Source organism: Furfurilactobacillus siliginis (assembly GCF_001437435.1).
GTDB classification, from domain to species: Bacteria; Bacillota; Bacilli; order Lactobacillales; family Lactobacillaceae; genus Furfurilactobacillus; species Furfurilactobacillus siliginis.
Window position 1 is genome coordinate 8254 of the sequence record NZ_JQCB01000007.1, and the last position, 25765, is coordinate 34018.

General features: G+C 45.1%; 20 protein-coding genes. 3 read left to right on the forward strand and 17 right to left on the reverse strand.

What is annotated here, in order from left to right:
• Positions 1-42: 42 nt before the first annotated feature.
• From IV55_RS05965 to IV55_RS06010, 10 genes are all read right to left on the reverse strand, one after another.
• The gene (locus IV55_RS05965) at positions 43-1044 is read right to left on the reverse strand and encodes a diacylglycerol kinase (protein WP_057810338.1); all 1002 of its coding nucleotides are present in this window, start codon (positions 1042-1044) and stop codon (positions 43-45) included.
• 97 nt (positions 1045-1141) lie between these two features.
• Entirely contained in the window at positions 1142-2569 is a 1428-nt protein-coding gene (gatB, locus tag IV55_RS05970; protein ID WP_057810340.1) for an Asp-tRNA(Asn)/Glu-tRNA(Gln) amidotransferase subunit GatB, read from the reverse strand.
• Positions 2569-4038 (reverse strand): Asp-tRNA(Asn)/Glu-tRNA(Gln) amidotransferase subunit GatA, encoded by a 1470-nt coding sequence (gene gatA, locus IV55_RS05975; RefSeq protein WP_057810342.1) that lies wholly within the window; start codon positions 4036-4038, stop codon positions 2569-2571. The genes gatB and gatA overlap by 1 nt, the downstream gene beginning before the upstream one ends.
• The gene (gene gatC, locus IV55_RS05980; protein ID WP_057810343.1) at positions 4038-4349 is read right to left on the reverse strand and encodes an Asp-tRNA(Asn)/Glu-tRNA(Gln) amidotransferase subunit GatC; all 312 of its coding nucleotides are present in this window, start codon (positions 4347-4349) and stop codon (positions 4038-4040) included. Before gatC ends, gatA begins: the two co-directional genes overlap by 1 nt.
• A 193-nt stretch (positions 4350-4542) precedes the next feature.
• Complete coding sequence (locus IV55_RS05985) at positions 4543-6594, reverse strand: KUP/HAK/KT family potassium transporter (protein ID WP_057810345.1); 2052 nt, start codon at positions 6592-6594, stop codon at positions 4543-4545.
• A 389-nt stretch (positions 6595-6983) separates the two neighbouring features.
• Positions 6984-8120, reverse strand: a complete 1137-nt coding sequence (locus IV55_RS05990) for a CamS family sex pheromone protein (protein WP_225425822.1) — start codon at positions 8118-8120, stop codon at positions 6984-6986.
• A gap of 46 nt (positions 8121-8166) precedes the next feature.
• Complete coding sequence (ligA, locus tag IV55_RS05995) at positions 8167-10203, reverse strand: NAD-dependent DNA ligase LigA (protein WP_057810347.1); 2037 nt, start codon at positions 10201-10203, stop codon at positions 8167-8169.
• A 22-nt stretch (positions 10204-10225) separates the two neighbouring features.
• Positions 10226-12526, reverse strand: coding sequence for a DNA helicase PcrA (gene pcrA / locus IV55_RS06000; RefSeq protein ID WP_057810349.1), 2301 nt, complete (start codon positions 12524-12526; stop codon positions 10226-10228).
• A 379-nt stretch (positions 12527-12905) separates the two neighbouring features.
• Positions 12906-14096 (reverse strand): ATP-grasp domain-containing protein, encoded by a 1191-nt coding sequence (locus tag IV55_RS06005; protein ID WP_057810351.1) that lies wholly within the window; start codon positions 14094-14096, stop codon positions 12906-12908.
• Positions 14097-14175: 79 nt separating this feature from the next.
• Positions 14176-14853 (reverse strand): glycoside hydrolase family 73 protein, encoded by a 678-nt coding sequence (locus tag IV55_RS06010; protein ID WP_225425821.1) that lies wholly within the window; start codon positions 14851-14853, stop codon positions 14176-14178.
• 172 nt (positions 14854-15025) lie between these two features.
• Here IV55_RS06010 and IV55_RS06015 point away from each other — a divergent pair, with 172 nt between their 5' ends.
• On the forward strand, positions 15026-17176 hold the full coding sequence (locus IV55_RS06015; RefSeq protein ID WP_057810353.1) for a glycosyltransferase family 39 protein: 2151 nt from the start codon (positions 15026-15028) through the stop codon (positions 17174-17176).
• A 201-nt stretch (positions 17177-17377) separates the two neighbouring features.
• Here the strand turns inward: IV55_RS06015 and IV55_RS06020 are convergent, their stop codons facing one another.
• The 3 genes from IV55_RS06020 to IV55_RS06030 are packed head-to-tail and all read right to left on the reverse strand — an operon-like array spanning position 17378 to position 20088.
• Positions 17378-17689: a hypothetical protein gene (locus IV55_RS06020; protein ID WP_057810355.1), complete on the reverse strand. Its 312-nt coding sequence runs from the start codon at positions 17687-17689 to the stop codon at positions 17378-17380.
• Between the two features lie 13 nt (positions 17690-17702).
• Positions 17703-18953, reverse strand: a complete 1251-nt coding sequence (locus IV55_RS06025; RefSeq protein ID WP_057810357.1) for a vWA domain-containing protein — start codon at positions 18951-18953, stop codon at positions 17703-17705.
• Positions 18954-18969: 16 nt separating this feature from the next.
• Positions 18970-20088 (reverse strand): P-loop NTPase family protein, encoded by a 1119-nt coding sequence (locus IV55_RS06030; protein ID WP_057810359.1) that lies wholly within the window; start codon positions 20086-20088, stop codon positions 18970-18972.
• Positions 20089-20227: 139 nt separating this feature from the next.
• On the opposite strand from IV55_RS06030, the gene IV55_RS06035 reads away from it, so the two are divergent.
• Entirely contained in the window at positions 20228-21178 is a 951-nt protein-coding gene (locus tag IV55_RS06035) for an NAD(P)-dependent oxidoreductase (RefSeq protein WP_057810361.1), read from the forward strand.
• A gap of 92 nt (positions 21179-21270) precedes the next feature.
• Here the strand turns inward: IV55_RS06035 and IV55_RS06040 are convergent, their stop codons facing one another.
• Complete coding sequence (locus tag IV55_RS06040) at positions 21271-22683, reverse strand: amino acid permease (RefSeq protein ID WP_057810362.1); 1413 nt, start codon at positions 22681-22683, stop codon at positions 21271-21273.
• Positions 22684-22786: 103 nt separating this feature from the next.
• On the opposite strand from IV55_RS06040, the gene IV55_RS06045 reads away from it, so the two are divergent.
• On the forward strand, positions 22787-23869 hold the full coding sequence (locus tag IV55_RS06045) for a winged helix DNA-binding domain-containing protein (RefSeq protein WP_057810364.1): 1083 nt from the start codon (positions 22787-22789) through the stop codon (positions 23867-23869).
• 134 nt (positions 23870-24003) lie between these two features.
• Here the strand turns inward: IV55_RS06045 and rpsI are convergent, their stop codons facing one another.
• The 3 genes from rpsI to truA all read right to left on the reverse strand — a co-directional run bounded on the left by rpsI (position 24004) and on the right by truA (position 25756).
• The gene (gene rpsI / locus IV55_RS06050) at positions 24004-24396 is read right to left on the reverse strand and encodes a 30S ribosomal protein S9 (protein ID WP_057810367.1); all 393 of its coding nucleotides are present in this window, start codon (positions 24394-24396) and stop codon (positions 24004-24006) included.
• A gap of 13 nt (positions 24397-24409) precedes the next feature.
• Positions 24410-24853: a 50S ribosomal protein L13 gene (gene rplM / locus IV55_RS06055; RefSeq protein ID WP_057810369.1), complete on the reverse strand. Its 444-nt coding sequence runs from the start codon at positions 24851-24853 to the stop codon at positions 24410-24412.
• Positions 24854-24973: 120 nt separating this feature from the next.
• On the reverse strand, positions 24974-25756 hold the full coding sequence (gene truA, locus IV55_RS06060) for a tRNA pseudouridine(38-40) synthase TruA (protein WP_057810371.1): 783 nt from the start codon (positions 25754-25756) through the stop codon (positions 24974-24976).
• Positions 25757-25765 lie beyond the last annotated feature (9 nt).

Consider the following 25765-nt stretch of genomic DNA (forward strand, 5'->3'; position numbering starts at 1 on the left):
CTGGGGGACACCACACTCCTCTGTGGAAAAGTGCGCGCAAGGCTAGTTATCCTCAGGCAACTTGTCCACTTCTTCGACGAACTTTCGTGCATCTTCTTCAATCGCACGATCTTCACCAGTTAGTTGTTCATCTGGAATTGCATCTAAATCGGCATACATTTCAATATGCTGCTTGTGATCAATAAAGGTCATTGGTGCATCGCCACCATATTCACCATCAAGGTTAATCATCATCCGATCAGCGTTCAGTGGTTTGGCAATCACCTTACTTGTTTTCTTGTAAATAATATGTGGATCATTAATGTGCTTGCCACCGTTTAAGACCAACGTCATCAACCGCAGCAGTTGCGCCATGCTAGCCGTCTTCACAATCAACAAGCTAAACTTACCATCATCTAATGACGCATCAGGCACAATTTGTTCAAAACCACCGATGGAGTTTGTTAGTCCAAGCAAGAACATAGATGCCTCACCTTCAAACTTACCATCATCGTATTCAATCGACATTTGAATTGGCTTGATCTGAGGCAACAACTCGGCGCCTTTAACTAAGTAGGCCAAGTAACCGAAGATGGTCTTCATGTCGGAAGGCACGTCATAGGTCAATTCTGTCAGCAATCCACCACCAGCAATATTGATAAAGTAAGTATCGCCAGCTTGCCCGATATCCATCTTAACGGTCTGATGCTTTAATACGACCTTAGCTGCGGCCAACGGTTCGTCCCGCGGAATGCGTAATGCCCGCGCGTAATCATTGGTTGTCCCGGCCGGAATAATTGCCATCTTTGGCCGCTTCTCTAAGCCAGCGATCCCATTAACAACTTCATTAATGGTCCCGTCACCGCCTGCAGCAACGACAAGGTCAAAGCCTTCTTCAGCTGCACGACGCGCCTCATTTTTGGCAGAGTTTTCTTCTGGGGTCGTTGCATAGGCGCTCGTTTCATACCCAGCCTGTTCGAAAACGTTTAAAATGTCGATTAAATCTCGCTTAAGCGCTTCTCGACCCGATGTTGGGTTATAAATCACCCGTGCTCGTTGTCCCATTACATATCCTCCACTAGTTAACCTTTACTATGTAACACCTCGTTGGAATCCCAACGAGGCTTAATTTTACCTGCTAATTTTCTAAAGTACAACTAAACTAACGCGCATTTAACGAAGCCATTAACAATTTGTTGACGACCTTCGGGTTCGCTTGACCATGCGTTTGCTTCATGATTTGACCAACCAAGAAACCGACGGCACGATCCTTACCATTCTTAAAGTCTTCAATTGATTGTGCGTTGTTGTCCAAAATTTCATCAATGATGGGTTGCAGCTGTGCTGGATCAGATAATTGAACCAATCCGTGTTCCTTAACATAGCTAGCTGGGTCTTCACCGTCAGTAACGGCTTTAAAGACCTTCTTGGCCATCTTAGAAGAAATGGTGCCATCCATCTGTAACTTGATCATGCTGGCCAAGTTAGCGGGTGTCAACTTGGTGTCTTGTAAATCAATATGGTTATCGTTCAAATAGGCATTTACATCCCCTTGAAGATAGTTAGATGTCAATTTGGCATCGGCGCCTGCAGCGACGGCAGCTTCAAAGAAGTCGGACATTTCCTTCGTTTGCGTCAAGACCATGGCGTCATAGTCTGTTAAGCCAAGCTCGCCGACGTAACGTTCACGCCGTTGTTCTGGCATTTCTGGCATGTCGGCTTTAATCTGTTCAAGCCATTCGTCAGCAACCACAACATCTGGAATATCAGGTTCTGGGAAGTAACGATAATCATCGGCACCTTCCTTAACCCGCATCAGAATCGTCTCACCGGTTGTTTCATCAAAACGACGGGTTTCTTGTTGAATCTCGCCACCAGCTAAGAGAACTTTTTGTTGCCGTTGTTCTTCGTATTCAAGCCCTTTGCGAACATAGTTGAAGGAGTTCAAGTTCTTCAATTCTGTCTTGGTACCAAATTTATCAACACCAAATGGTCGAATGGAAATGTTGACGTCCACCCGCATGGAACCTTCTTCCATCTTGACGTCAGATACACCAGTAAACTGAATCCGTTGACGCAACGTATCCAGGTAAGCATAGGCCTCTTCAGGCGAAGCAATGTCTGGCTTTGACACAATTTCAATCAATGGTGTTCCTTGCCGGTTTAAATCGACGTAAGAATAGCCATTCGGATTATGCGTGTTCTTACCGGCATCTTCTTCGATATGCATTTCTTCGATCCCAATTTTTTTCTTGGTCCCGTTCACATCGATTTCGATCCAACCGTTTTGGGCTAATGGTGTGTCAGATTGTGACACTTGGTAAGCCTTGGGGTTATCAGGATAGAAATAGTTTTTACGGTCAAAATGCATGTGTTGGTTGATGTTTGCATGTAGCGCTAAGGCAGCACGCATCCCGTATTCCACCACACCTTTATTAGGCGTCGGTAACACACCAGGATATCCCCAGTCGATCACGTTGGTGTTGGCATTCGGATCATCCCCAAATTCAACTGGTGAGGGACTGAAAATCTTTGACTTTGTTTTTAGCTCAACGTGGACTTCGAGCCCAATTGTTGTTTGAAAATTCATTAGGCGCGACCTCCTTCATTCATGGTTGGCTTCAATGTGTGGAAGTTCGTGTGTTGTTCAAAAGCATAGGCCGTGTTCAGCACATGTTCTTCATCAAAGGCTTTCCCAATGACCTGTAATCCAACTGGCAACCCATCGACTAACCCAGCGGGTACTGAAATAGCAGGTAGACCAGCCAAGTTGGCAGGAACCGTAAGCATATCATTCATATACATGGTCATTGGATCCTTCGTTTCTTCACCAATCCCAAAAGCTGGGGTTGGGGCGGTTGGCCCTACGATAACATCGTAATCCTTGAAAACCCGGTTAAAGTCTTCGATAATCAGTGTCCGAATCTTTGCGGCTTTCATAAAGAAGGCATCGTAAGCACCGGCAGACAAGGCAAATGTACCAAGCATGATCCGACGTTTAACCTCGTCACCAAAGCCTTCTGAACGTGTCTTGATGTACAACTCGTCCAAATTTTTAGCGTTTTGTGTCCGGTAACCATAGCGAATCCCATCAAACCGTTGCAAGTTTGAGGATGCTTCCGAAGGTCCTAGAATATAGTAAGCCTGAATCCCGTGAGTACTGTGTGGCAAACTAACTTCATCGACCGTTGCACCTAAATCTTCTAACTGTTTGATAGCAGCTTTGATCTGGGCTTTCACACCGGCATCGATCCCATCACCCAAGAATTCACGAGGCACACCAATCTTCAAGCCTTTGATGTCGCCAGTTAAACCAGCAACATAATCAGGAACTGCCTTGGTCGAAGACGTTGCATCACGGTCATCACGACCAGCAATCACATTCATCATCGCTGCGGCATCCGTGACATTCGTCGTCATGGGTCCGATTTGATCCAATGATGAGGCGAATGCAATTAGACCCCAGCGACTAACACGACCGTATGTTGGCTTCAAACCAACAATTCCGTTAAAGGCTGCTGGTTGGCGAATCGAACCACCAGTATCTGAACCAAGGGAAGCTAATACATCCCTTGCTGCAACTGTGGCAGCAGAACCACCCGAAGAACCACCAGGCACTTTGGTAACATCCCAAGGGTTATGTGACGTTCCGTAATAGGAAGTTTCCGTTGAGGCACCCATGGCAAATTCATCCAGGTTGGTCTTACCAATTGTGATGGCACCGGCGTTTTGCAAACGAGTAACCACGTCTGCATCATAAATTGGCGTAAAGTTCTCCAGAATCTTGGAGGAAGCAGTCGTCAATAAGCCGTTGGTCGTCAAGTTGTCCTTGAACGCAACTGGTACCCCTGAAAATAGATTGCCAGCATCAACACCAGCTTCGTCGACTTTAGCAGCTTGTGCCAAAGCACCCTCATCATTGACCGTAACATAGGCGTTCAATGCGTCTTCATGGTCATGAATATCAGCTAACGTTGCCTTTGTGATTTCAGTGGCAGATACATCTTTGTTCACCAATGCGTGATGCAAGTCGGTAATGCTTTCGTATGACTGTGACATTAGGCATCCTCACTTTCATCAATGATGGCAGGCACTTTGATGAACCCGTCTTCTGTTTCTGGTGCTTCGTTTAACAAAGCATCCTTTTGATGTGCATTAACCGCAACATCTTCACGTAAAATAGCAGTTGCATCCGCCATATTGGTCGTTGGTTTAACGTTATCAGTATCGACTTCATCCAAACCTTCAATCATCGTAATAATTTCATCTAATTGGGTAGTAAATTTTTGTGCCTGTTCATCAGTCAAAGAAAGCTTGGCTAATGAGGCTACGTGTTCGACTTCAACACGTGAAATTGGTTCTACTGTCATGCTCATCCCTCTTTCTCAAAAAAACTTGTCACTATCCTGTTTATTATACGACAAAGCCGCCAACGTGTGGCGGCTTCTGCGAAATATCTACAACATAAAATGTCACTTTATGACGAAAAAAGTTTGTTTTCCATCACAGCTAAAAATGCCGTTAAACAAAATGTCATTTATGTCCAAATTTAATCGTTCTCGTTTACTTTTTGGGCGTCAAATCCTCATCGTCATCAACTTCCGGAATATCTTTTCGCTGACGAATACGACGCATGATTGGCCGCCGGCGCCGTCCTAAAATCAACGGCACATGTTCAACCACAACATCAGCGAAATCTAAGCCAAACCAAGAAGCCGGTGAACTTGTCCAGTTTTGCAATGTGATGCGTTGCTGAATGATAAACCAATCAAAGGGATGAATTCGCGTGTCCGGCGATAATTCTTCTTGAATCACAACGAAACTAAAATCGCCTACGTTACGACCAGTTGACATCGTGTATTTTTGTGGTTGTGCTGGCAATTCACCACTTTCAATCAACTCCTGCACAATGGCGCGTAAGTAGACGTTGACCCGCTGTTCTCGCCGAAAACCAAGGTACAGTTGCACGTTGATCACATTGTCGGTACCCAACATATCGACATCATACTTAGCCGTGTATGGATCGTCGGTGACATTGACCGTTACAAACCAATATGCCTGTGCCCGTTTTGGCCGTTTATCCAAAATCGAATAAATCATTTCACGTTTAATCAGATGCCCCGGACGCACTTTGGCCATGTAGACCAAATTGGTCGCAAAAGTTGGATAACTTTCATCACGACTCAATGCTTGCAGTTGATCTTTGTAATCATCCAAGTCCACATACACTGATCCGAATTCATCACGATCACGAATAATGTTTCCGTAATACCAAATGTACATAACTAACAAAATCAAACCGGCTAAAATCGCAGTCACGTACCCACCATGAACAAATTTGACCATCGATGAAACAAAGAACATCGTTTCCAAACTTCCGAAAAATAAGACCATTAACCAGGCCAACGCGCCGTTAACTTTGCGTAACCGTAAATATTGATACAGCAACAGCGTCGTCATCAGCATCGTGACCGTAATGGCTAGACCATAGGCTGCTTCCATATGCGCGGATGTCCGGAAATATAACACGATACCTAAACATGCAATCCATAAGATACCATTTACGACTGGCACATAAATCTGCCCATGCTTAAGTGTCGGATAATTAATCTTCAATCGTGGTAGTAATTTCAAACGTACAGCTTCGGCCACCAGCGTGTAAGAGCCGGTTATCAATGCTTGTGAGGCAATAATCGCGGCTAATGTTGCCAACACAATGCCGACAAAGCGCCAATCGCCCGGTAAAATCTCAAAGAACGGATTGAAGTCTTCTACCTTTGCCAACTGCGCATCGGTTGCATGCTGCATGACCCACACGCCTTGACCAAAGTAATTAAACATTAAACAGATAAAAACATATGGCCAACTACCATCAATATTAACTTTACCGACATGCCCAACATCGGAGTACAAGGCTTCTGCCCCAGTTGTCGCTAGGAAAACACTACCGAGAATAAAGATGCCGACCTTATTATCAGGACTCGTTAAAATACTGACAGCATAGTATGGATTTAACGCACGCAAAATACTCAGATCAGGTAACGTATTGATCAAGCCAACGACGCCAATAAACGTAAACCAGATGGTCATAATCGGTCCAAACGCACGACCAATTACCCGCGTTCCAAATCGTTGAATGACAAACAATGCCGATAAAATGACCAGCGTGATTACGATAACATCTGCCTGATTATGCACTGGTTGCCAGCCATGAAAGACGATCCCTTTTAACCCCTCAATCGATGTCGTCACCGTCACTGCCGGCGTCAACATACCATCTGCTAGCAACGCTGCACCACCGACTAACGCAGGGACAATCAGCCAACGGGCACGATGACGAACCAACGTATACAGCGCAAAAATACCGCCTTCGCCGTGGTTTGTGGCCCGTAACGCAATCAAGACATATTTCAACGTGGTCAATAGCATCACAGTCCAAAAGATCAGTGAGATACTCCCTGTGATCAACTCGCGACTCGCTGTCGTTAAGCCACCATTATCGGCTAAGATCGTTTTCATAACGTACAGTGGCGAAGTCCCAATGTCACCATACACAATTCCAAGTGTTACTAATAAACCAGCTGCACTTATTCTTGTACGTGCTTTTGGATTCATTTTTATTCTCCAACTTGTCATAGATTAATGAACAGTTCAATTTTAGCCATTCTCGTTAAGAATAACACCACTAATTTGAAAGTGAGCGTGGGACAAAAGTCAGGAAATCGTGAACAAGACCTAGAACTACCGTACGGGTTGGGTTTCAACCCGGTATCACTCGTAGTCTGCACAGCGACTTGACTTTTGTCCCACGTTTTCGTTATTTAAAGTTGTAAATTAAAAAGTGAGTTTGGGACAGATGACTTTTGTCCCAAACTCATGATTTTTGAATTAGAAGATTAAATGGTGAAACCGTGGGCCAATACAAAAATAGCACGTTTGGTTCAGTCCACTAAAACGTAAACTGAACCAACCGCGCTATTTTTTGCTTACTAAGCTCCGACGCTTTAATAAGAACCAAACACATGCGTCGTAAACTTATTTTCACCTGCATCCCGATTTAAGAATGACTGTACGCCATCCGTCGATTGCACGGTGATATCAATTGGCACACCAGATGGTAAATACTTCGGTGCCACTTGCGCCAGGTACTGTGTCAAACTGATAACTTCTGTCTGACTGTAGAACTGGGTTGTAATCGTGACATTCATGCCTGACAAACTATCATCTTGATACTGCGCCTGCGCAGTTACACCACTCAAGTTAGGGAAGAAATTTTGCACCTGTGTCTTAAAGTTTTCAAAGTTGCTTTCATCATTACTGGTACCAGAGCTAGCACTCCCACCAGCAGATGGGAACACTGCGTTGCGCTGATCGATGTTTTTCCAGGCATCAATAGACTTACCGTCATTAACACTATAGTTGAAGAATGTGCCCCCGACTAAACTGTCATCTGGCGCTTGTTTGTATAACGCAATGATAACTGGAACATCCTTACCAACACCCTTGGTACGCCGCAAACGTTGCAACACTTTAGCCGCAATTGCTTTGCCTTGTTCTTGTACCTGTTCATCAGAAATCTTGGTACTGTACTGCGCACCATACTGTTCCTTGGTGTAATAATCCACCGAGTTCAAACCTAACCCGATCGTGATACCACTTAGTTTCAAGTTATCACCATCTTGGGTCATGTAGTCTTGTTCTTCCATGGCTTGCAAGTACATCGGGTTACGCTTATCTGGATCCTTCTTACCATTATCAGCAGGATTCAGCCCATCAGGATTGTCCTTTGATTCCCGCCCAAGCCAATCTTGCACCGTTCCTGTTGAAAGATACTGGCCTTCTTGGAAGATGTACTTACTTGGCTTGAACTGTTTTTTGGAAACATTAAGCAATCCATTTTCAAAACTCTTTAAATTAAATTGATTGGCATCTTGGTCATTCGTGACGCCACGAGATTTACTGACCTGATAATGACCATTTTTAATAACACCTTGGTAATTATCACCACCGGCTTGCCCCGTCGTCTGAAGTTTCTTTTTATTAACCGTTGAAGGTGTGTTTTGGGTCGTGTTGATATTGCCACACGCTGCTAACATTAATGTCGTGAGGAACAGTGCCGCCACAATTCGAAATTTTTTCACCTGTCTGACTCCTTCTTATGTGACGGTTCCACCGTCGTCATGCCATTTATTGATCCTGTGCCATCGTATCGGCAAAGGTTGCTTCATCCCAGACTTCAATGTCCAATGATTGTGCTTTCGTTAGCTTACTACCTGCGTCAGTACCAGCAATTAGCAGATCTGTATTCTTAGAAACACTGCCTGACACCTTCGCACCATGTGCCGTTAGCCATTCCGTGGCAGTTCCACGGGTCATTTGCGTTAATTTCCCCGTCAAAACAACACGTTTGCCACCAAAGAACGGATCATCACTCCCTGCTGACAAATCAGGACCACTATACGTTAAATTAACGCCAGCAGCAGCTAGCTCATCTGCTAATTCTTGTGCAGTTGGCGTACTAAAGTACTGCGCCACTGCATCCCCAATCGTTTGGCCCAGCCCATCAATTTCAGCAATATCATCTGCTGAAGCAGCCATCACTGCTGTCAACGTGCCAAAATGTGCTGCAACCGACCGAGCTGCCTTCGCGCCTAAATGCCGAATGCCTAAACCAAACAATAACCGCTCCAAAGAATTATTGCGGCTATTGTCGATAGCTGTCAACAAGTTATCCGCTGATTTTTCACCGAATTTAGCTAAAGTTAATAATTCGTCTCGATCAAGATGGTAAAGCCCAGCAACGTCGGCAACCATGTGTTGATCATACAATTGCCCAACCAGCGCTGGCCCAATCCCATCAATATTCATCGCATTCCTAGACGCAAAGTGGGTTAGGCCTTCAGTAATTTGGGCCGGACATTGCGGATTGATACACCGCAATGCAACCTCTTCATCAACATGCACCAGTGGCTGTCCACATGATGGACAGGTCGTTGGAATCACATACGGTGCACTGTCAGCTGGACGTTTATCCAGCACAACGGCACCAACCTCTGGAATAATGTCACCTGCTTTATGCAAGGTGACGGTATCCCCAACCCGAACCCCTTTTTCATTCAGGTAATCAGGATTGTGTAATGACGCCCGTGCAACTGTTGTCCCTGCCAATAGAACAGGATCCATAACGGCTGTCGGTGTGACGATACCAGTCCGACCAACTGTCCACTCGATATCTTGAATCACCGTCTGTTGTTCATCCGGTGGAAACTTATACGCAATCTCCCAGCGAGGCACTTTCACCGTGTTGCCCAGTTCGTCTTGCTGGGCAATTGAATTGACCTTGACCACAATCCCATCGATTCCATAGCTCAATGTTTCTCGTTGATCTGTATACGTATCAATATAGGCCGCAATATCGTCCATGTTATGACAGACGCGATAATGCGGATTAATCGTGAATCCCAGTTCCTCATAACGCGCCAGCGCATCACTTTGCGACGCAACACCAAGGTCATCAAAATTCGCTGTGTAGTAAATAAATGTCGCTAACTCACGATCAGCAGTGACTTGCGGATCTAACTGTCTTAAGGAACCAGCCGCCGCATTTCGTGGATTTGCAAAGGGTGCTTTTCCATCCGCCTCTTGACGCTCATTTAACTTAGCGAATGCAGCCTTAGGCATATAACATTCACCACGTACTTCAATCGATAATGGTTCCGTCAACTGCTTGGGAATTGATTTAATTGTACGCAGGTTCGCGGTGATATCCTCACCAATATTACCATCCCCACGCGTTGACCCTTGAACAAAGATCCCGTTCTCGTAAACCAACGAGATTGCTAATCCATCAATCTTTAGCTCAACATTATAATCCAGCTCTGATTGGCCTAAATTCTGTTTGGTCCGTGCTTCAAAGGCGCTTAATTCTTCAATAGAAAAGACATCGCCCATGGATAACATCGGTACCGCATGGCTAACCTTACTGAACCCAGGCAACGTCACATCACCAACCTGTTGTGTTGGCGAATCCGATGTCACAATCGCTGGAAAGGCAGCTTCTAAATCCAGTAACCGCTGATACACCATGTCATATGTGTGATCTTCAACCGTTGGTGCATCATTTACATAGTATTCCTGGCGCCACTCATCAAGCTGTGCGCGCAACGAAGCAGCTTCACTACTTGCTGCTGATTTCGTTAGCTCCGTTACCGGTTTATCTGCCATGTTGACACTTCCTGTTCATTTTTTATGCTTTGGTGATTGGTGCAAAGGCCGCTAGTAGACGCTTAATGCCCTCATCTGGAAAGGCAATGTCTAACTCAGCATCCTCACCTGTACCATTGACTTTCACAACGGTACCCTCGCCCCACTTCTTATGTGTAACCTTATCGCCTGCTTGCCAGCTGAGCTGATCTGCACCGGTTCCTTGTGAGCGTTCCACCTTTGTTGATTTGGTTCCGATCGGCTTACGCTTATATGTGGTGGATAAAGCTGAGGCCGTTCGTTTGTCAAATGGTGTTTGTGGACCACCTGTAATACTACCGGCACTATGATTTTCACTCTGTAATAATTCAGGATTGATCTCTTCGACAAATCGTGAAGCAGGGTTATTTTGAACACGTCCATACAGCAATCTAGAAAAGGCATTTGTTAAATACAATTTCTCTTTAGCACGGGTAATCCCCACGTACGCCAGACGACGTTCTTCCTCTAACTCGTCTTCTTCCATAATTGAACGTGATAATGGGAAAATGCCTTCTTCCAAGCCCATCAAGAACACGATTGGAAATTCCAATCCTTTAGCTGCGTGTAACGTCATTAACGTCACTGCTTGACCATTTTCTTCATCAACGTTATCTAAATCTGAAACCAGCGCTAGATCAGCTAAGAAATCGACAAATTTGTCGCCGGATCCTTCAGGAATCACTTCATCAGCAGCCTCTGCATCAGTTGGTAAGGCTGTCGTTGGTTCATAGTTATCATCGAACTGCTTAGTGACAGACATGAATTCCTGTAAGTTTTCGATTCGGGTTTCGTCTTCTAATGAATGCGTTGACTGTAAAGCAACCATGTAACCTGTCTTCTTCAACAGTTGATCCGTCAAATCAGTAACCGTAATGAACTCACGCATTGCACTTAATTCAGCCATCATTTGACCAAACTCCTCAAAGGCGTTTCGAGCACGGCCACCAATGGTATTGGCCATCGCAACATTTTGAGTAGCCTCTAGCAAGCTCCAATTATTGTAGTTAGCAAAATCCCGTAATTTCTCAACTGAGCCACTTCCGAGACCGCGCTTTGGTTCGTTGATAATCCGTTCAAAGCTCATATCATCTTGCGGATTCACGATGAGTGTTAAGTAGGCTAACACATCACGAATTTCCTTACGGTCATAGAACTTGTGCCCACCAACCATATTATACGGAATATTACTTTTGACTAACGCATCTTCAATTGTACGTGATTGTGCATTTGTCCGATACAAGATCGCGAAATCACCGTAGTTACGTTTGTGCTCTTGCATCTGTGTTTCAATCTGTGCAATTACAAAATGAGCTTCGTCACGTTCACTTTGCGCACGGTAGTAAGAGATTTTTTCGCCACTACCATTGTCTGTCCACAGATCCTTTTTACGCCGTAACGTATTATTTTCAATCACGCCATTGGCGGCATTCAAAATCGTCTGCGTTGATCGGTAGTTTTGTTCCAGCATAACTGTTTGCGCGTTTGGATAATCCTTTTCAAAATCCAGGATATTATTCATGTTGGCACCTCGCCAACCGTAAATACTTTGATCGGCATCCCCAACGACACACAGGTTCTTGTATTTAGCAGCTAATAAACTGACCAGTTTATATTGCGCATCATTTGTATCTTGGTATTCATCCACATGAATGTATTCAAAACGCCGTTGATAAAATTCCAACACATCAGGCGCCTTCTCAAACAGTTCGATTGCCAGCATGATCAAATCGTCAAAATCCAAAGCTTGATTAGCCTTCAGTTCACGTTGGTACGCTTCGTAAACCGTTGCTGTGATCTGTTCAAATGGTGTATTTGCATTGGCAGAAAAATCTTTTGGCGTCTGCAATTCATTTTTAGCATTTGAAATCGCACTTAATAAAGACCGTGGATCATACTTTTTGGGATCTATATTTTGTTCACGAAGAATTCTTTTGACGAGTGTTCGTTGTTCACCTGTATCTGTGATGGTAAATGCTTTGTTATACCCAATACGGTCAATATCACGCCGTAATACACGCACACACAAGGAATGGAATGTAGAAACCCAGACATCTTGACCGCTTTCGTCTAACAGCCCGATAACTCGCTCACGCATTTCTCGAGCGGCCTTATTCGTAAACGTAATTGCCAAAATATGCCACGGCTTAACGTCTTTTTCCTCAATCAAATAAGCCACACGGTGCGTTAATACCCGAGTCTTCCCAGAACCGGCACCAGCCATAATCAATAATGGCCCCTCGGTAATCTCAACGGCCTCTTTTTGCTTATCATTTAATCCATCTAATAATGTGGTTGCACTCACGAATAAAGTCTTCCTCTCGTCAAAATTCAGTAGTTAAAGTATACCAAAATCAGCTGAGTGACACCATGTTTACGAACATATGTTTTTATGATTTTTTGACCGTGTCTGTCGTTAAAGAAAACGAGCGTGGGACAAAAGTCGGGAAGTCGTAGACAAGACTACGAATCACGGTTTCACTGTTTAAGTTCGTAAGTCAAAAAGAGAGTTTGGGACAAAATACTTATGTCCCAAACTCTTCGCTTTGAAATGTCGTTGCCCCTTATATTGCCGAAACGTGTAAAAAAGACCATGTCCCTGTGCATTGCCTGACCGCCGTCCGGTGTCGTTTCACGACGCCTACCGCCGTTCTTGCAATTGCTCGGGACATTAACGGTCTTTTTTACACTCTGTTATTTAGTCTACTAGGGGTTGGTGGCAATGGTCTTCTTGGGTCCCAGATGGTTGTCGCTGCTAGTTGGTTTAATCCATCTTGAATGGTGGGAGCCTGAATCAATACGTGCCCGGCCGTGGGTGAAATTTGACGACCACTACGGTGATAGAAAACAAACTCCCAGTTGGATTTCAAAATCCACTGTGTTCGAATCGCATCCAGCTGATCATCATCAAAGGAAGCCAACACCGCCGTCATGTACTGTTGTGGTTTCGCCAAGGGCAATCCTGCGATGGCATGTAGATGCGCTTCAAACATCGTGATATTTGTTGCCTTATCAAATACCAGTCCGGATCGATCCATCGCCGGCACTAAATCACGCAAGAAAAGCGTGCCTTCCGGTGTCAACAAGAAGGTCAGTTGAAACACACCATAGTAATCTAAATGCTGCGCAACCGTTTGAGAAATCCGATCAACTTCACCAGCCACATCGTTACTGATTCGTGCAGGGGCTAATGCGCGCATCAACCGTCCTTGTTGATAGTTTGTTTCAATAATTGGAAACAGCCGAATCTGATCAGCCAATTCATTTTCTTGTGGGTATCCCTTCACGACCAGCACAGATAATTCCTGTGCTTTGGGCACAGTTGCCTCCAGAATGTGCGGCCCCTTTTGCAACATGTCAGCTGCCAAGGGTACATCAGCCTGCGACCGAATCGTCAGTTGCTGCTCATGTTCAATCCCTTTTTGCATTGGCTTTAGAATTGCTGGGTAACCGATACCTGCTGCAGAACCGTATAAGTCGTCCAAACCGATGATTGTCGCATAAGGTGGAATATTAATTTTAAGTTCTTCAAAGAAGGCGCGCTCTAATGAACGATCCTGCATCATTGCCAAAGCATCACTAGTTTGTGGTACTTTCGTGAACCGACTAATAAATGCAATCACGTCGCTTGGCACATGCTCTGACTCATACGTCACAATGTCGCAATTCTCAGCGAACGCTTGTAAGCGCTGTTGATCATCAAATGCCCCGACAAACACGGCATCTGCCAAACTGGCAATTTCACTATCGCCTTCCGATGTATATGCGGCCACGTTTAAACCGACCCGTCTTGCTGCATTAACCAGCAAGGGACCATTTGAACTATTACCGATGATGCCCAGAGTATTTCCCGGATAAAGGATGGTTCCCGCCACGATAATGCCTCCTCATAAATCTTAAGTCGCAATAAGTGTAGGTGAAATTGTCAGTAATAACAAGGTTCCCGTTCGAATATCAGCCGTGATCATAACGATCCAGATGATATTTCTCGATAATCGCAATAATTTTATCTGTATACCCAGGGTCAGTTGCGTAGCCATCTTTCTGCAAGGCAGCCGCGCCTGCCCGATAATCCGTGGCCACTAATACATCGGCATACTTATTAGCGTCCCAGTCCACGCCATTAACAAATAGCTGCGCGTGTGCTGTAAATGATGCTTGCCAGTTCGGATATGTGCGAAAACGTGCATTGACCGTTTCATACCGATCGTTAACGTACTCCTGCGTACTTAACACAACGCCTGGTTCACCGGCACTAGCTTTAACACCAAAGTAGTTATGATACTTACTCGATAACGTCGATGTACCCCAATCAGATTCTAGAATTGCCTGTGCAATCTGTAAGCTAGCTAAGACATGTGTACGTTGCTGCAACTGTTGCGCATAAGGGGCCACCTCTTTGATGAAAGCTTTATGCTCTTTTACAACATTATTCACTGGTGCATCCTTAGGTGGCGTAATCACTTTATTGCCGACACCGCTAACCGCTAACCAAATAATTAAACTCGCTAGCAACACCAAACCAACATTAAACCATCGCAAGTGTCCACGAACGATGAAAAAGCCCTTAAACTGTCGGCGCCATTTTTTAAACGTACGTTGCCAATTAAATTTTCGTCGTCTCTTTGCCAAAATAACCGCCCTTTATTTTTATCTGGGTTCATTTAACCACACATTTTTCACCACCACACGATTAAGCGTTGGTCACTAACTAAAAATTAAGGAACGTAACGTGGCCATAAGTTTCACCAAAATTCACGACTAATTGCGTTGTTAGTAGCAATCAGTAAGCGAGATGAGTAAAATGAAGACAACTAGTTTCATCGAGGAGGGAATTGTCATTCAACTTGCATTGCGCCGGGCGGTTGCCGCTATCACCGCCATTATTTTTGGAGTTATTTTTTTCACAGCCTTGGCTCGTCCCACAAGTGACTTTAGTGACGCATTGTGGTTACAGCCCTCAAGCTTATTTTTCATGTCCCTAACCGTGGGTGTCTTTTTAGTTGTTATTAATATGTGGCTCGGTAAAGCCCCAGCCAAGTGGTCGAACTGGATCAGTGGCGTTGTCCTCGTCATTGCAATCATTGCACAGGCAATCATTGCATTCCGTTTCGTCGGAATTGGTAATGCCGATCCCGCATTGATGCGGCTACAGGCACTGAACTTAGCAAATGGCTCACACCACTGGTTTGATTATTTCGCCTGGTATCCGCATAACGTAAACCTGACGATTGTCTTAGCCTGGTTGCTAAAGTTATTTCATGTGCATTCTGCCATTACGACCGGTTATGTCTTAAATAGCTTAAACTTCATTCTCATCGACTTTACGCTAATTATGAGTTGGCGCCTCGTGCGTCGCTATGTCGCTGCCAACTCCGCGGCCATGTTTGCGATTTTAGCAGCCATGTTTGCCCCCTTCTACTGGTTAGCACTGAACTTTTATGTCGATTCAGTAGCCGTTATTTTTCCTTTGATGATGGTCGTCTTTTTAAATCGCTACTTCTCCCGACAGACGACCTCCGGAAAATTCACTTATGCTGGCTTACTAGCCCTGACCTTTACCTTTGGCTACTTGATCAAACCGAACCTGCTGATCGTCCCAATTGCCATTTTAATTTATTGGTTACTGGCAGCACGCATTAACAAAACATCCATTATTCGTGGTCTCGCCGGGTTAGCCGTTTTTCTTGTTATTTGGTTGGCAGGTGTCGGCATCAGTAACGCCGTACAGCATCATTATGGTTACGACGTCAATGAAACGAAGGCCTTGCCAACGAAAGCTTGGGCAGCAATGGGCCTGAACCGTGATACAGAAGGTCGTTTCAATGACCATGATGCTCAAATCATGAGTGGTCATGGCGTAAAGGAAAACAAACGCGCTACTGACAAGTTATTGCATCAACGACTAAAGGAAAATGGCGTTTGGGGAATCATCACGCAAAGTTATCAAAAGACCATCACTATGTGGTCAACTGGTAGTTTGGGGATGTTTGACTCACCAAACCAATTCTTTAAGCAACCGAGCTTCTATCAAGAACACAAAAATAAACTGCAATTTTTATTCATTAACTTAGCACAGATCGTCTACATCACTGTCCTCGGTGCCATGTTGATTGGTTCGTTGTTTGAAATGTTGTCGCCACGCCGTAATCAAGTTCTCTTTTACGAATTGATTGTGCTTGGAATCTATGGCATGCACACACTGCTTTGGACAGTTGACGCACACTATGCTTTCGTGACATTCCCATTCCTATTCATGATGGCTGCCACTGGCCTGCATGACATCAGCGATTTGTTAGAGCAATTCTTTGCCCACCCCTCGTATGGAGAACGTGGCCGAACGTGGACCGGTATCGTGACGTTACTTATCTTTGCGATTGGACTCGGTTATGCAGATCATCATAACCATCAACCCTTGGTGGAGACCGGTGTGACGCAGACCCAAGTCGTCAACGCACAGTTAGTTGCTAACTATGCCCAACGCGATAACGTTAAACTAGCACCACATCATTCACTGACTGAAAAAGTCACAGCCAAACGTCCATTTAGTCGTCTGGAACTGCCAGATGTGGCAAACCAAGCGGACAGTCTAGCAATTGGTCTACAAATGAATCGCCAAACGGTTTATCAATGGACTGGTGCTGACATTGCTGCTGGAAGTGCGGTCACACTGCAGGATCCTGGCGTTTATCGCTTACGAATCACCAACCGGACAAATCATGATGTGTACTTGCCAACAACAGCTAGTGCGTATTTACCGTTATCAACGCATGCAATTGCTGGGCATCCCCATCGCTACTTGCACTATCAAGTGTTGAACGTATTCAACACACCGATTATTTCAAATAAACAATATCAATTAATTTTCATCAGCTTCGCAATCCTGGCGATTATCAGTGCATTGGGCCTAGAATACTGGCCTGATCCAAACTGGGAAGAACCTGCATTGGATTAGTGAGCAAAACGAAAGAGTTTGGGACAAATGACTTATGTCCCAAACTCTTTCGTTTTGCTTTACGCACTTAAATAGTGAAAACGTGAAATTCAGCCCATGCCCCTGTGCATTGCACTCTTATTAAAACGGGGGACAAAAGGCAGACCGCTGTGCAGACCTACCGGATTGAAGATCAATTCGTACGGTCGTTCTAGGTCTTGCTCACGACTTCCCGACCTTTGTCCCACTCTTTTGTAGATAAGTAGCCGCTTCAGGTGTTAAATAGCGCGCATAGTTCCGTCGAAACTGTTGTCGTTGCGCATAGGTTGCCAGTGGAAATGAAATGTTTGTGACGACCTTTTGCTCAGCCAACCGTTGTGCAAAAGTAATGTCAGCCACACTGATCATACTGACAAATAATGGATTATCAATCAAAACTGACTGCCACTGGTCTTTCAGTAAACTAATTGCTCGAATGGACCGCGGTGTTTTATTCAAAAAATCCTGCCAATCTTGTTCTGTTAATGTCGCCATTTATTTTACCTACCTAATTTAAAATTGCTACTTGTCCAGGCGGCGTTTGAACACTCATTTTAGAACCGGTCACCACCCACAACACCCGTTGATAGCCATAGTCGAGCAACTCTTTTTCACCTGCACCATCAGTCAAAATAACAATGATCATGTCTCGACTGATACGATTATTTTCATGCAGCCAGTCAAAAATGACCTGGTAGCGTGTGCCACCGCCAATTTGTCGCTGCTTTAAGACTGGCTGACCTGGCGTCAACGTCACCGCTTCATGAATTGCAGCATCAAATGGATGGACCTCAACACGACTACTTTGTGCTCGCACTAACGCTTGCAGTTCAGCTATCAACCGCGCCATTGTGTCATCACTAATTGATGCCGATTCATCCATAAACACCTGAACAGTGCGCGTCAATCGCTCAACGCTACCTGCTAATGTCATCCGTTGCGGCTGCCGCCGATTAAATCGTGCGTGACTTTCACGGCGTCCATGAGACGTTTGTCCGATCATTTGTGCGAATACTCGTTGCCATAGAATCTGTGCAGGTTGTTGAATCACATCCATTAATTGTGCCTGTACAGCACTTGGCAACAAGCCCCGCTGCACCGAAGTTGTTTGCGCAACGCTCTGTTGTATCATTGTGTTTAACTGCGCCGTTGCCTGTAACTGTTCACTTACGTCGAGGCTGCCCCACAATCCGTGGTCATCCCCGCCGCTACCGGTCTGCGCTGTCGCAGTTACATCGTTGTTGTGTCTAATCAGGCCAAGTTCCGCCGGTTGCGTACGCTTTAGAATCGCTGACAGATACACACTTGAATCAGCCTTTTCTGGCAGTGACTGCTGGAGGGCAGCTGCCAAGCGAGCCCGGGTGAAACTACCGGCTGGTGGCTCAGACAGATATTCATTAACAGCAACATCACAGGCAATCTTGCTAGCAACCGGCGTTTTACTGCTGGCGTAACGCAATGGCTGTTGCCATAACACGTGTAAAGCCACATGCATAAGCAAATTCTGTAACTCGCTGGCATTTTTAACGGCCGCCCAGTACTGATCATTTACCTGTAGCATTAACTGCGAACCCTGCCAGCCTAACGCTAATAGCGCATGCGCGTCATTTCGATGGAAGCGTGGTAACTGTGTTAATAAAATCCCATAAACTGGTTGGGCAGCTAACACAGCCATAATCGCTGCGCCCACTGCTTTCTCACTTTCCTCAGCAGTGGAATGCTGCTGCAACTGATAAATTTGCTGATTCAGATTGGCCATTACACATCCTCTTTTATCAGATTGTCTGATTCAAAACACTTAAGACATAGTCACGAATCGTTGGCATCGTCGTTAACCCAGCTAGCCAGCCGGAATGATTCCCTAATGTGTGCACCACCGCATACTGACCATCAGATGGCAACAAGCGCATCAACGTCAACCATCGTTTAGCATTTTCCGGATTGGTTAGTAATTTATCCGAGTCTGTCCCTGCCTCAACTAATAAGGCTTGCTGAGCACCAATTGAAAGCTGCATAAACGTCGTCGTATCATCACTGCTTAACAGTTCAGCAACAGTTACTGCTGCACCTAAAAATTGATCGAATTGCATACCTACTGTTAACCCCAAATCACCAGTCAACAGATCAAATCGTAATGCGTTTTGTTGCGCGACAGGTAATGTCGCCAATTGCCGTAAAACATCGGAGACACGTTGCCAGGCGCGCGGTGTTGGATACACGTCATCATCATGTTTGACTGGCCGTAAGCTTGTTGGGTGAGCTGCCAAATAGTCACATATGGCTGGATCAATGTGTGTTTGCCCATGTGCATCTTGTGCACGCGCCCAGGTCAGCCAATCGGTGATATCAACACGCATAACCAATCGCGTGGTCCGATCCTTAATCGCATCATCCCCAGCTGTGACCCCATAAAACGTTTCGTTAAAACCGGCCATCTGTGCATCTGGATTTTCTGCGATAATTAATTGCACCTGCACTGGTAACGTTATGTCATTAATTTGTCGTTGCAGCACCAAATTCATCAATTCGCTTTGTACTGCTTGAGAACCTCGGTTAAATTCGTCTAAAAACCAGATAATCGGTTTATCAGGCTGTTTTTCAGCAAACTGAATGATTTCAATCAACGTATGTGCATAGCCAAATTGAACATCCGCTAATCGTCCGAATTTGGTTTGTACAAAGCTGTCGGTCGTCAGTGGCGGGACAGGAATGGCCAAATCACCTTTTTCGGATAAACTAACGACGGTGGTAAACAGTTGCGCACCCATTTGTGTCGCAATGTCTGCCACTAGCGCCGACTTACCAATCCCTGCTTCACCAACAATATTAGGCACGTGCCCCGCCTGTAAAACCACTGGAACAGCTGCACGTAATTCTTGATATGAAAGTGCCATGTCCTTGCCTCCTGCTCTTATCCTCGTAACTTTACCGCAAACACGCTGACTTGCTCAAGCAATCCAACGCAGAATCATTGCCCCGATTTAAAAATGGCGCAATAATGAAGGCAATTAAGCTCAGAAAGGTGGCACTTATATGAAACAACTACTCGCTTTGTTTCCGTTAACGACCGAACAACAACAGCAGGTGAAAGACCTTGGCGTAAACATTGTCACATCCGCAGACCTAGACGCACACCGCGTTGCCGCTTCTGACATCAACATCATCTATGGTTGGGATAAGACAGGTGTTGCCGTGGCCAATACGGCATCTAATCAACTGCAGTGGGTGCAAACCTATTCCGCCGGTGTTGACTACTTACCACTAGACTTATTTGCAACACAAGGCGTGCAGGTTACAAACGCTAGCGGTATTCATGCAGCGGCCATTGCCCAATCGATTCTTGGTTATATTTTCCACTTTACACGTGGCATTTGGGCAGCTGAACAACGTCGGCCACAGCAGCAATGGCAGCAGTCAGCGCCTGATCTTCTAGTAGCAGATGAAACGTCAGTCCTTATCTTTGGTACCGGCCATATTGCAGTTGAGGCTGCCCGTCTATTGAAAGCAATGGGTGTCCATGTAGCCGGCGTCAATCACAGCGGCCATTCAGCTGACTACTTTGATGAAACCTACGCCATCACCGATTATACGGCCGGACTTGCTAAGGCTGATATCATCGTCAACATTATGCCTGGAACACCAGAAACAACCGGCTACTTTAACAAGACCTTCTTTGATCAGCTAACCGACAAGCTTTTATTCATCAATGTCGGTCGTGGCACGGCAGTTGTTCCTGCTGACCTTGAAACAGCTATTGCTAACGGCAATTTGAAGTATGCCGCACTGGATGTTGTGAGCCCCGAACCGATGCAAAAAGGCAATCCACTATGGACTAACGACCACATTTTGTTAACCCCACACATTTCCGGTGTAATGGATCATTTAGATCAGCGTCTGTTCCCAATTTTATTTGAAAATCTAACTCAGTTCGTTAAAGATGACACGCTGGTGCGCAACCAGGTTAACGTAGCTCGAGGATATTAAAAAAGTACCTGCCGACAAAATTAATTTTGTCGACAGGTACTTTTAATTTACGAGCTCTAAATAGAGAAGACGTTTATACCGCTCTCACTTTTTTACAAATTTTGTTCTTTACGCGCTCGGCTATTACGGTACCCATACACCGCGTAAATCACCAGACCAATTCCCTGCCACACTAAAAATGAAATCCAGGTAAAGGCTTGGAGCATCAGCATTAAGCCTAAGCATAGGCAAAATGATAGAATTGGCAGCCACGGGAAAAACGGAACGTGAAAGGCAGCCTTGTTATTGGCAAACGTTGGGTTGCGTCTTAAGAAAACAACCCCTAGTGAGACCAAAGCAAAGGCAAATAACGTCCCAATATTAACCAGTTCAGAAACGAGGTTAATTGGGATAAAGGCCGCAAACAAAGCTGCCATCAGCCCGAAGATAATCGTATTGGAAACTGGCACATGCGTCTTTGGATGTAGCTTATGCAGGCGTTGTGGTAATAAGCCATCGCGAGAAATCGCAAACACTAACCGCGTACCACCGTAAGACATCACTAACAGCACCGTGGTCATCCCCACGATTGCGCCTAATGAGATAATTCCTGACAATTTCGTTAAATGCAAGTATTCCAATGCAAACGCCACTGGATCTGCGACACCTAGCTTCGTGTAATTAACCACCCCAACCAGCACAGCTGCTAATGAGATGTACAGAATCGACGCAATTACAAGCGACATACTGATCCCAATTGGCATGTCTCGTTGAGGACGTTTGACCTCTTCAGCTGCCGTGGATACCGCATCAAACCCAATATAGGCATAGAAGGCTAATGCGGCCCCCTTAAAGACACCCTTTGCCCCAAATGGCATAAATGGGTGGTAGTTCGCTGGCTTGATGTAAAACAGGCACACAACGATGAATACAAGGATCACGGTAATCTTTAAGATGACCATCGCCGTATTAACACGTGCTGATTCATGCACCCCACCAAGCAGTAGAACTGAAATAATCATGACAATCAAAAACGCAATTAAATCAAAGCGACCACCATGTACACCGGTACTGCCTGGCGCTGCTTGTAAAGCAACCGGTAGCTTGATTCCGAATCCAGCCAAAATATTTTGGAAGTACGCTGACCAACTAGTTGCTACCGACGACACAGAGAACATGTATTCTGACAGTAACGACCACCCCAAAATCCAGGCAATCAACTCTCCGAATACTGTGTACACGTAGGTATATGCACTGCCGGCCAATGGAATCGTCGAAGAAAATTCAGAATAACATAATGCCGCAAATGCGCAAACAATCGCTGCCAGCGCAAATGACACCATCCCCGCAGGTCCCGCGTGGAGTGCGGCAACGACCCCCGGCATAATGAAAATACCGGCACCAACAATCGCACCCACGCCCATTGTCGTCAGGTTAAACGCTGTCAGCGTCTTTTCTAGACCGGATTGTTTCAAAATGTCACTTTGTGTATCTTTTTTAACAAATAAACTTTTAAATGATGGCATGAAGAGCCCCTTTGACTTTGAAAATGTACATCTAGTATACCGAAATTAACGAAATAGCGTTACATTAATTTACACAATCATATTTATGAAAGAGGACCACCCTATGTCACCACTCGAATTTCGTGCACTTCGTTTAAATGCTCTGGGGATGTTAGCACCCCAAGCATCATTAGAGCATGCCCTCACGACGACTGTGGGCGTTCAGGCGCAACAACTTCGACAAGCTGAAATCGGCTTAGGTCTGCGCGTGCCCGCTAGTAACAATGATGATGTCAACGCCATGTATCAAGAAAACAAAATCGTTCGTAACTGGGGACAACGTTGGACTCAGCAACTGATGCTAGTCGACGATTGGAAATTGGTCATCGCTGCGCGGCAGAATGAGCACCTACCAAATAATTATTTTTTAGGTCATAAAGATTTGATCACACATTTGGCAGCTTTACTAGAAGATTATTTAGCCACAAACCCAATCCTTTCCCAAACAGAGGTCGAGGCATTTCTGAGTCGCGAAAGCCCAGTGTCTATCGCTGGTCAATTTAAGTATGCCGTTTTGCAACTTGTCATTGCTCACGGATCGGCCTACTTTGTCCCAACCGGAGCAAACAAGTTCACTTTGTATGCTACACCAAAGACCACATTATTAGCACCTGCGACTGCCATTAAGGAACTTGCCATACGATTCGTTCATGGCTTTGGCCCAGTTTCAATGGCCGATTTCGCTAAATGGTCCGGTATTCGCCCCAGTATCATCAGACCAATCTGGGAGAAATTAACGATCGACTGGCAACACCTAACTTACAATGGTATCGATTTAGTTAGTGACACACCGTGGTCTACCGCTCAGCTTCAGATGTTGACTGAGCAACTACAAACATCCCCAATTCTTGCGAGCGGATTTGACGCCAGCATGACAGGCTATGTCGACAAAGATTGGCTTACAACACCTGCGCACCAAAGTGATTTGTGGTCTAAAAATGGAATTCTACGCCCTTATGTCATGGTTGATGGTGAAGTCGCTGGAACTTGGACGATGAAGACTGCCGGGAAACAGGTTAGCTTTATAATAAATAGTTGGCAAGCATTGTCTGCTAAACAGCAAGCAACAGTGGCATCCCAGCTAGAAAAAATTGGCTTATTTTTAAATAAATCCGTAAAAACAATTGATTTTGTAATAACTAAGTAACGACAAATCAGTGACGCAAAAGGATCAGAATCCGGAATGGATGCTGATCCTTTTGATTACGTATAAAAATAAAAGCAAACAAAAAAGCATTCGCAAAAATGCGAATGCTTTCGACAAAACAGATAATATAAATATTAACGTTTTGAGAATTGTGAAGCTTTACGGGCTTTCTTAAGACCGGGCTTCTTCCGTTCCTTCATACGAGCATCACGGGTCAAAAGACCTGCGCTCTTCAATGCGGCACGGAAATCTGGATCAACTGTCAGTAATGCACGGGCGATACCGTGACGAGTGGCGCCGGCTTGACCGGAGAAGCCACCACCATTGACGTTAACCAAAACATCATAGTTACCAGTCGTTTCTGTTGCAGCGAATGGTTGTAAAACAACTTCACGCAAGTTAGCGAAAGGAATGTATTCAGTAATATCTTTACCATTCATGGTAATTTTACCAGTGCCGGGAACTAAACGAACCCGTGCAACTGAGTTTTTCCGACGACCTGTGCCGGAGTATTGAACAGTAGCCAATGTGATTTCCCCCTTAGATTAATTTCGTAATGTCCAAAACTTCTGGTTGTTGGGCAGCTTGATCATGTTGGTCACCTGCATAGACATGCAGTTTCAAAAGTTGCTTGTGGCCAAGAGTTCCTGCTGGCAACATACCCTTAACGGAAGTTTCGATCAACCGAACTGGGTTTTCATCACGTAAGTTACCTGCAGTGCGTGACTTCAAACCACCTGGATGGTTTGAGTGGTGGTAGTAGATCTTGTCTGAAGCTTTACGTCCAGTCAAGCCCACTTTGCCTGCATTAAGCACGATCACAAAATCACCCGTATCCACATTAGGGGTGAATGTTGGCTTGTTCTTGCCTCGAAGAATCGTTGCAACGGCAGAGCTTAAACGTCCCAAAGGAACGTCTGTGGCATCAACCACGTACCATTTACGGTCTACTTCACCTGGTTTTGCTAAATAAGTTGTACGCACGGTATTTTCCTCCAATTTCTTGTCTGTTTGACACTCGATAAAACTTTCCGGGGCCTATCGTGGGGCAAACAATACCAGGTACTAGTGTACTGTTGCGCCCTCTATAAGTCAATTGCAAATTTATGACAGTTCTGAATTTTCAACGTTATTTTCGTAATCAACGGTCTCTAAGTAAAGCCCGCTGGCTGGTGCTGTTTCCCGCGCGCGTTCACGGTCCTTTGCTGCTAAAACGTCTGGCAACGAATCTGGTAGGCGCCGACCATTACCAACCTCTAACAACGTGGCCACCATGATGCGTACCTGATTGTATAAAAAACCACTACCGTAGAATTCAAAGGTCACCTCATGGGCTGCCGGATTCTCCTGCACAGTAATGTCATAAATCGTCCGTACATTTGATTTTGCCTGGCTGCCCGATGCCACAAAACTCGTAAAATCATGCGTGCCGATTAAATCCGGTAATGCCTGTTGGATCAAATCAACATTCAGTGGATATTTGTAATGACCAGTGTAGTTGCGTTTAAACGGATCAACGAATTGCGTGTTCGACACCACATAGCGATATCGCTTACCATGCGTTGAAAAGCGCGCGTGAAAGTCGTCATCAACCTCGACCACTTCTTTAGCTAACATATCCAAAGGAAACATACTGTTCAGTGCCAATAATAAGTTAGGTGCGGGAATTCGTTTAGGTAAATCAAAATGAACGACTTGTCCATGCGCGTGAACGCCTGCATCTGTCCGACCTGACCCAAAGACCGCAATCGCTGGCACCGGATTCTTCGCAATTTGATTGACAACCTTAGTCAACACAGCTTCTACCGTTCGCTGACGCGGTTGTACCTGATAACCTGCAAAATTTGTCCCATCATAAGCTAATGTAACTTTATAGCGTTGTGACATGCATGAACC